At 68.7% G+C, this 6,730-nt stretch carries 9 protein-coding genes; 3 read left to right on the top strand and 6 right to left on the bottom strand.

Annotated features, from left to right (window positions below; translation table 11 throughout):
- The 5 genes from GTW67_RS29585 to GTW67_RS29565 form a co-directional block, all read right to left on the bottom strand.
- Positions 1 to 260: MFS transporter (locus GTW67_RS29585; RefSeq protein ID WP_161167824.1), on the bottom strand; the 260-nt coding region annotated here is incomplete at its 3' end.
- A gap of 213 nt (positions 261 to 473) precedes the next feature.
- On the bottom strand, positions 474 to 1,502 hold the full coding sequence (locus GTW67_RS29580; protein ID WP_524539834.1) for a serine hydrolase domain-containing protein: 1,029 nt from the start codon (positions 1,500 to 1,502) through the stop codon (positions 474 to 476).
- A gap of 383 nt (positions 1,503 to 1,885) precedes the next feature.
- A complete protein-coding gene (locus GTW67_RS29575; protein ID WP_161167823.1) occupies positions 1,886 to 2,857 on the bottom strand; it encodes a sporulation-delaying protein SdpB family protein in 972 nt (323 codons plus the stop codon).
- Positions 2,854 to 3,351, bottom strand: coding sequence for an SdpA family antimicrobial peptide system protein (locus GTW67_RS29570; RefSeq protein WP_346010775.1), 498 nt, complete (start codon positions 3,349 to 3,351; stop codon positions 2,854 to 2,856). The genes GTW67_RS29575 and GTW67_RS29570 overlap by 4 nt, the downstream gene beginning before the upstream one ends.
- Positions 3,352 to 3,579: 228 nt before the next feature.
- Entirely contained in the window at positions 3,580 to 4,227 is a 648-nt protein-coding gene (locus GTW67_RS29565) for a sporulation delaying protein family toxin (RefSeq protein ID WP_161167821.1), read from the bottom strand.
- Between the two features lie 308 nt (positions 4,228 to 4,535).
- Between GTW67_RS29565 and GTW67_RS29560 the strand changes: the two genes are divergently transcribed.
- The 3 genes from GTW67_RS29560 to GTW67_RS29550 are packed head-to-tail and all read left to right on the top strand — an operon-like array spanning position 4,536 to position 5,858.
- Complete coding sequence (locus GTW67_RS29560) at positions 4,536 to 5,006, top strand: DUF1648 domain-containing protein (RefSeq protein ID WP_161167820.1); 471 nt, start codon at positions 4,536 to 4,538, stop codon at positions 5,004 to 5,006.
- Complete coding sequence (locus GTW67_RS29555) at positions 5,006 to 5,494, top strand: hypothetical protein (RefSeq protein ID WP_161167819.1); 489 nt, start codon at positions 5,006 to 5,008, stop codon at positions 5,492 to 5,494. Before GTW67_RS29560 ends, GTW67_RS29555 begins: the two co-directional genes overlap by 1 nt.
- 1 nt (position 5,495) lies before the next feature.
- Positions 5,496 to 5,858, top strand: coding sequence for a GntR family transcriptional regulator (locus GTW67_RS29550; protein WP_161167818.1), 363 nt, complete (start codon positions 5,496 to 5,498; stop codon positions 5,856 to 5,858).
- Between the two features lie 113 nt (positions 5,859 to 5,971).
- Here GTW67_RS29550 and GTW67_RS29545 read toward each other — a convergent pair.
- Positions 5,972 to 6,730, bottom strand: a 759-nt coding sequence (locus GTW67_RS29545) for a tetratricopeptide repeat protein (protein WP_161167817.1), incomplete at its 5' end; no start/stop codon positions are given.

Below are 6,730 nucleotides of genomic sequence, written 5' to 3'. Positions count from 1 at the left end.
GACAGCCGGCCGGCCGAGGTGGCGCCGATCACCGCGCCGATGAGCAGCACGCTGACCACGCTGCCCTGCTCGAAGGAGTTCAGGTCGAAGTCCTGCTTGATGTAGAGCAGGGCTCCCGACACGACCCCCGTGTCGAAGCCGAACAGGAAGCCGCCCAGAGCGATGGCGGCCGCCCAGCGGGTGATCTTCCGCTGCCCCTGCGGGGAGACCTCGGTGAGTGGTCCGTGGGTGCCCGGTTCCTTGGAAAAGCCCTGAACCATGTCGCATCCTCATGTCTCGCGCACGTCTCGACGAGTCCGTCCGGTCCACGTCATCACCGTCCGGGGCGGGACAACACAAGAGCGAGGCAATCGGGTGGTGCGGCGGGGCATGGGGAGGTGGGCGAACCGGGTGACGACGGCCGCGTCGCCGTCCGGGGTGGCCGGACGGCGACGCGACGGGGACGGAGACAGGGGCGGGTGCGGGGGCGGGCGCTACTCGCAGACGGCCGTGTCCACCAGATCGAAGACGTGCTGGTTCGCCGCCATCATCCCGGCGGGCTCCGCGGCCACCGCGCTCGGCAGGGCCGTGACCGCCACCGCGGCCGCGCGGCCGTCCTTCGTGGCGCCGCTGTAGGTGTTGTAGCCGTGGATGGAGCCGCCGTGGCCCCACAGCTCGACGCCGCAGGACAGGGTGTTGCGGAAGAGACCCAGGCCGTAGTCGCTGTCGGGCGTGGGGGCGCCCTCGGCCGGGACGGTCGTCGTCATCTCCGTCAGTTCGGCGGCGTCCAGCACCTCCCCGCCGAGCAGCGCGGAGAAGAAGCGGTCCAGGTCGCGCGGGGTGGTGACGAGCTGTCCCGCGGCCCAGGCCTGGGACGGGTCGAGGCGGGTGATGTCCTCCAGCGGACCGCCGGGGGCGGCGGAGGCGTAGCCCTTGGGGTGGGCGCCCCGGATGCCGCGCTCGCCGGCGCCCGGCCAGTAGGTGTCCTTCAGGCCGAGCGGCTGGATGATCCGGCGGGTGATCTCCTCGCCGAAGGGCCGCCCCGTGACCTTCTCCACGAGCAGGCCCGCCAGGACGTAGTTGGTGTTGCTGTACTGCCACTTCGCGCCGGGCGCGAACGCCGCCTTCTGGCTCAGGGCGAGGTCGAGCATGTCACGCGGGTTGTAGTACGTGTCGCGGATCGCGAACGGGTCCAGGCCGAGCGCCTGGACGTAGTCGGGCAGGCCGCTGGTGTGCTGGAGCAGGTTCCGTACGGTGATCCGGTGCCCGTCGATGCCGTCGCCGCGCACCAGGCCCGGCAGGTACGTCTCGATCGGTTCGTCCAGCTTCACCTTGCCCTCGCCGACCAGCTGGAGCACGACCGCCGCGGTGAAGGACTTGGTGTTGCTGCCGGCCCTAACCTGTCCGTTCACCGGCACGGCCGCGCCCGTCGCCAGGTCACCGGTGCCGGCGGTGTAGTCGCGGACCCGTCCGTCGCGGCCCTGGACGGCGGCCAGCGCGGCGGGGAAACCGTCCTCACTCACCAGCGTCCGCGCACCCTCGCCCACGGCGTCGCGGTCACCGGCATGACCGGCAGCGCCATGACCCGGAGCACCGTGACCCGGAGCACCGTGCCCCGGAGCACCATGACCCGGTGCACCATGAGCCAGAGGGCCGGCCACGGCCAGGCCACCGCCCAGAACCGCCAGCGCGGCGACCACCGACAGCACCTGACCGCGCTGCTTCCTGGGCTTGTCCTGGGCGGAGTTGTGAAGACGAACGGACACGGGGTTTCCTTCCAACAGGGCTGTTCTCGCGACCCCTTGAGCATGTCCCGACCAGGCCCGACGCCACGATGGCGCCAGCCCGTGGAAGTGGGGTGTATCCAACACCACCCCGGCGTCCGGTTGCGGAAGGGCCGGCCGGGTCAGCCGTCGGACCGTGGCGGGCCGGCGACGGTCGGTTCGGGCGCACGCGTTTCCTGCTGCGGCGGCGGCCCTTCGGCCCCCTGCTCCGGCCGTTCGCCGCGAGTGACGTCGAGAGAGGAACCGGCGGGGAGGCAGAGCACGATGATTCCGCCTGCCATGGCGAGGGCGAAGCTCCACAGGCCCATCATGCCCGCGATGGAGAGGTGGAAGAGCAGCCCGGCGGCCATGACGTACCGCCGTATGTGAAAGGGAATCAGCAGGCAGACAGCCATGGACAGCTCGATGACCAGCGGTACCCAGGTCATCAGCGCAACGCCCAGCGCTGTGGAGACCACGGGCGTCACCAGGGTGGCCAGCCATGGAGCGGGGCCGAAATCAGGGTTGGTTCCCCAGTACCACATGGCTGTGCCGTCGGCCCATTCCGAGTGGGGCAGTTTGGCGACGGCGGCCTGGAAGTACAGGACCGACATCTGCAGCCGCAGGACGACGAGGCTGGTGTGCCCCAACAGGAGGAAGGCCCGCTGGGGTGGGCTGGTGAGCGAGTGCGTGGGCGGCTGTTGCCAGTGCCAGCGACGAGGGTCGCCCAGCGCGGGGAGGACGAAGAGCACCGAGAGGACGAGCGCGATCTGGTCTCCTCCGTCGATGATGGCGATGCCCGAGAACACGCTGTAGTTGATGTAGGCGTGAGGCAGGGCCGTCAGGCGTGGGCGCCATCCGGACGCGACGACCAGGAGCAGGACGACACATGCCCATTTGATCCAGGTGAGACCGGTGTAGTCGTGCGGCGTGAGACAGAAGACGCTGCCTGCGGCGGCGGACTGGCATGACGGGTAGTCACCCAGTGTCGCCACCGGACGGAACAGGGTCTGCGCGCTGGATGCCGCGAGTGTGCCGGCCGTGCCGAGGGCGACGAGGGAGCGGGCCAGTCCGTAGACGTTGGTCCATGGCAGAGGGATGGAACGGTGCGTCATCGGCAGGTCACCTGCCAGCTCGCCACCCTGGTGGGGGCCGCGTGTTCCGGTGACAGATCACGCCATGCCCATGGCACGGGTGTCATCTCGACGACCGCGGCCCGGCCGCAGAGGGTGGGGGCGGGGGACGGGTTGGTCACGTGCGGTCGGCTCTCGGCGCGGACCAGGCACTGGCTGACGGTGTCGGCACTGTCGCAGGTGGTCCAGCGCGTCCCCGCCTGCCGCAGCATGAGGGCGGCTTCGATGCCTTGTGTGCGGGAGGCGCGGTCGAAACCGAAGAGGTTGGAGGGCCGTGAGTGCGGTGTCAGGGAGACGTTCTTCCAATGCCCGTCGACCATGCGATACGGGGCATAGCTGGGGTCCTTGGCCGATTTGGTGAAGAAGGCCCAGCCTTGCGGCGCCGTGACAGTGGCGAGTTTGCGTGCCGATTCCTGCGCGGGAAGCGACACGACATTGTGGGGGAGGAAACTCTGAGCCACGTAGAGAATGGCCACCGTCCATCCCGCGACGGCCGCTGTCACCCAGGAGCGCGGAATGTCGGCGGTGCCGGAGGCGTGTTGACGTCTGACGTCGAAATGGAATAAGCGCACGGTTCTCCCTGGTGCGATGTGCACGGGTTCTCGGGTGCTCCGGCCCTCGGGCGAGGGCGTCACGCGTTGCCGGCCAACGGCGGTGGGGCGCTCCCGGGTGCGCCCCACCGCCATGCCGGGACAGGTCCTGTCTCAGGCGGCCAGGATCTGGGTGAGCTTGGCGATGCGCTGCTCACTGGCGAGCGAGTTGTCCTCGCCCTTCGGCGCCACGGACGCGTTGGTGACGTACTTCCAGGCCTGGATGGCCACGGCCACGGACAGGTTCACCGCGGCACCGGCGTTGACGACGACCAGCACGTCGATGGCGAGGATCACACAGGTGCCGCTCGCCGTGCCGGGGTCGGGTGCGTCCGCGCTGTCCTTCGCCAGCGCCCGAAGGGCGGTGTTGCCGTCGGCGATGCCGCTCTGGACCTTGCGGGGATCACCGGAGCGGAGCTTCTCGGAGAAGGCCCGGAAGAAGTCCGGCTGCTTTTCCTCGATCGCGCTCATCACAGCGGCGGTGGCCTTGTGCTTCTCCGCCGTGCTGTTCTCCCGGCTCAGTTTCGTCACCTGCCGGAAGTCCGGCGACTTGCTCAGCTCCTCGGCTACGGAGCCCTGAGAGAAGTAGACACCGGCGAACAGGGCCCGCCCGTCTTCGGCTGAGCCCACCTTGGGCGCTGCCGAGTGGGCCGCTGCGGTGGCGGTGCTGCCGCTGGTTGCCACCGCCCCGTGCGCGGCGACCCCGGTGAAGGCGACCGCTAACGCGGCGACGGCTGCAACCGCGGTGTTTCTGGTCTTCACGTGCGACTCCCCGAACTTGTGGTGATTGGTCGGATTGGTCGTGCGCATGCCCATCGCGATAGACGGCGGTATCGTACACACAGTCGATTACTCAGGGCATGAAATAATTCACTTGCAGTGACAGGAGTCACATTGGGTGCATTTCCGGAGCAATTCATTCCGCCGCACCCTGATGTCGCCGACGGCTTGCCGCGCTGCGAGGAATGAGAACGTCCGGATATGTTCTCGCGGGCCCCGCGCTCATTGTTCTAGCGTGATGCGAACAAAGGGTTCGGATGCCCGGACACCCCTCGTAGGACGGAGCCTGTGTGCCACCAGCAGACGAACAGCACCACACGAGCCCCGGACGCAGAGCCGCCGCGATCGTCACGCCCTTCGTCGCGGCACTGATGGCCACGCTCGCTGCGTACCTGCTGCTACGGCACGTGCTGCCCGACCGGATGGCAACCCACTTCGGATTCGACGGAGCCGATCGGTACGACCCGTCAGGCTCGGCCCTGGCCTCGTACTTGGTGGTCTTCGTCATCGAGGCCGTTCTCTTCCTGGTCTGGGCGTTGGCAGGCGACGAGGACGACACGCCGGCCTCGTTCCGCACGATCGTCACCCTGGCCTGGGCGGTCGCCACGGCAACGGCATACCTGCTGTGCGCCCTGCTCCAGGCCAGCACCAAGTCCCCGGACGGCAGGGACGTCACTGTCCCGCTCCCCCAGTTCCTCATCGCGCTCGCCATCGGCGCCGCGATCGCACTCATAGGCCGCTTTCTGCCACGGAGGCACTGATGCACTCTCCGCACGACAACAGCGGCAAGCGAACGGTCTGGTACCGGTCGCAGTACAGCGGCTGGATGCTCGCTGTCGGCACAGTTCTCGCCATCGCCCTCGTCACGGTCGCCGCCTTGGTCGAGGAATACCGGACCGTCAGCCTCGTCCTGCTGACCGCCGCAGCGGCCTTCCTCGTCACAGGCGGCATCAAGGTGACCGTGTCCGTGCGGGGCGTCACGGTGGCCTCAGCCCTTGTGCCCTTCTTCCGGCGCACCATCGCGGTGGACCGGATCGCACACGCCGAGGCTCGCTGGACCCGGCCCATGGAGGTCGGCGGCTGGGGATACCGGTGGAAGCCCGGCATGAGAGCGGTCTCCCTGCGCGAAGGTGACGCTCTCTGGCTCGAACTGACCCGCGGGACACGCTTCGTCGTCACCGTCGACGACGCCGAGACGGCAGCGGACCTGCTCAACCGCCACCTGCCACCGCGCAGCGAGGGTCGCTGACATGCTCATCACCATCGATCCCGCCGCACGCACATCGCTGGCGGAGCAGATCGCCGCTTGCGTACGCCGCGGACTGGCCGATGGCACCCTCCGCAGAGGCGAACGGCTCCCCGGAGCCCGAGCCCTCGCGGCTACTCTCGGCGTCAACATGCACACCGTGCTGCGGGCCTATCAGCAACTCAACGACGAGCGCCTCATCGAACTACGTCCGCGACGCGGCGCCGTCGTCACCACGAGTACCCCCACCTCCCGGGCCGTGCTGATCGAGGCATGCCGACGCGTCGTACAACTGTCGCGAGCGCACGGGCTCACACAGCCGGAGACCCTCGCCCTGGTCGAGCAGCAGTTCCGAGCACATCGATGATGGCCCGCGAGGGCCATTCCGACAGCCGCCACACGTCCGACATCCCGGGGAATGCCTCGCGCCTGGCGCCTGACCGGTGAGCGGCTCAACGCCCGAACCGAATTTCGAGCCCGTCAGCCGGCCTGACCATCTTGTGGCCTGGTCACCTCCTGGGAGGCGGCGGCGAGGGCGGTGCGAGCGGCCAAGGTGTCGGGATGTTCCGCGCCCAGAATCCGCTCACGATCGGCAACCACCCGCTCCAGCAAGGCGATGGCCTCGCTCATCCGCCCCGCCTGCTGGTAAGAGGCGGCCAGGTTGGCACGCGCGGTCAGAGTGTCGGCATGGTCCTCACCCAGAATCCGCTCACGATCCGCAGCCACCCCCTCCTCGATGTCAATCGCCTCACTCGTCCGCCCCACCTCCCAGTAGGAAATGGCTAGATGGGCACGCGCGGACAAGGTGTCGAGATGGTCGACGCCGAGAAGCCGCTCACGATCCGCAGCCACCCGCTCCAGCAAGGCGATGGCCTCGTCGTCCTGCCCCGCTTCCCGGTAGGCGGAGGCAAGGTTGATCCGCGCGGTTGAGGTGCTGGAGTGGTCCGCACCGAGAATCCGCTCACGGTCCGCGGCCACCTCCTTCATCAACTCGATGGCGTCATTCCTGCGTCCCGCCTGCTGGTAGCTAAGGGCCAGGTTGGCGCGCGCGGTCAAGGTGTCGGGATGTTCCGCACCGAGAATCCGCTCACGATCCGCAGCCACCCGCTCCTCGATGTCAATCGCCTCACTCGTCCGCCCCGCCTGCTGGTAGGAGACCGCCAGGTTGACGCGCGCGGTCAGAGTGTCGGGGTGATCCGCACCGAGAATCCGCTCACGATCCGCGGCCACCCGCTCCTC

Source organism: Streptomyces sp. SID5910 (assembly GCF_009862125.1).
In the GTDB taxonomy this organism is placed as follows: Bacteria; Actinomycetota; Actinomycetes; order Streptomycetales; family Streptomycetaceae; genus Streptomyces.
This window is presented reverse-complemented; position numbering and strand designations above follow the sequence as displayed.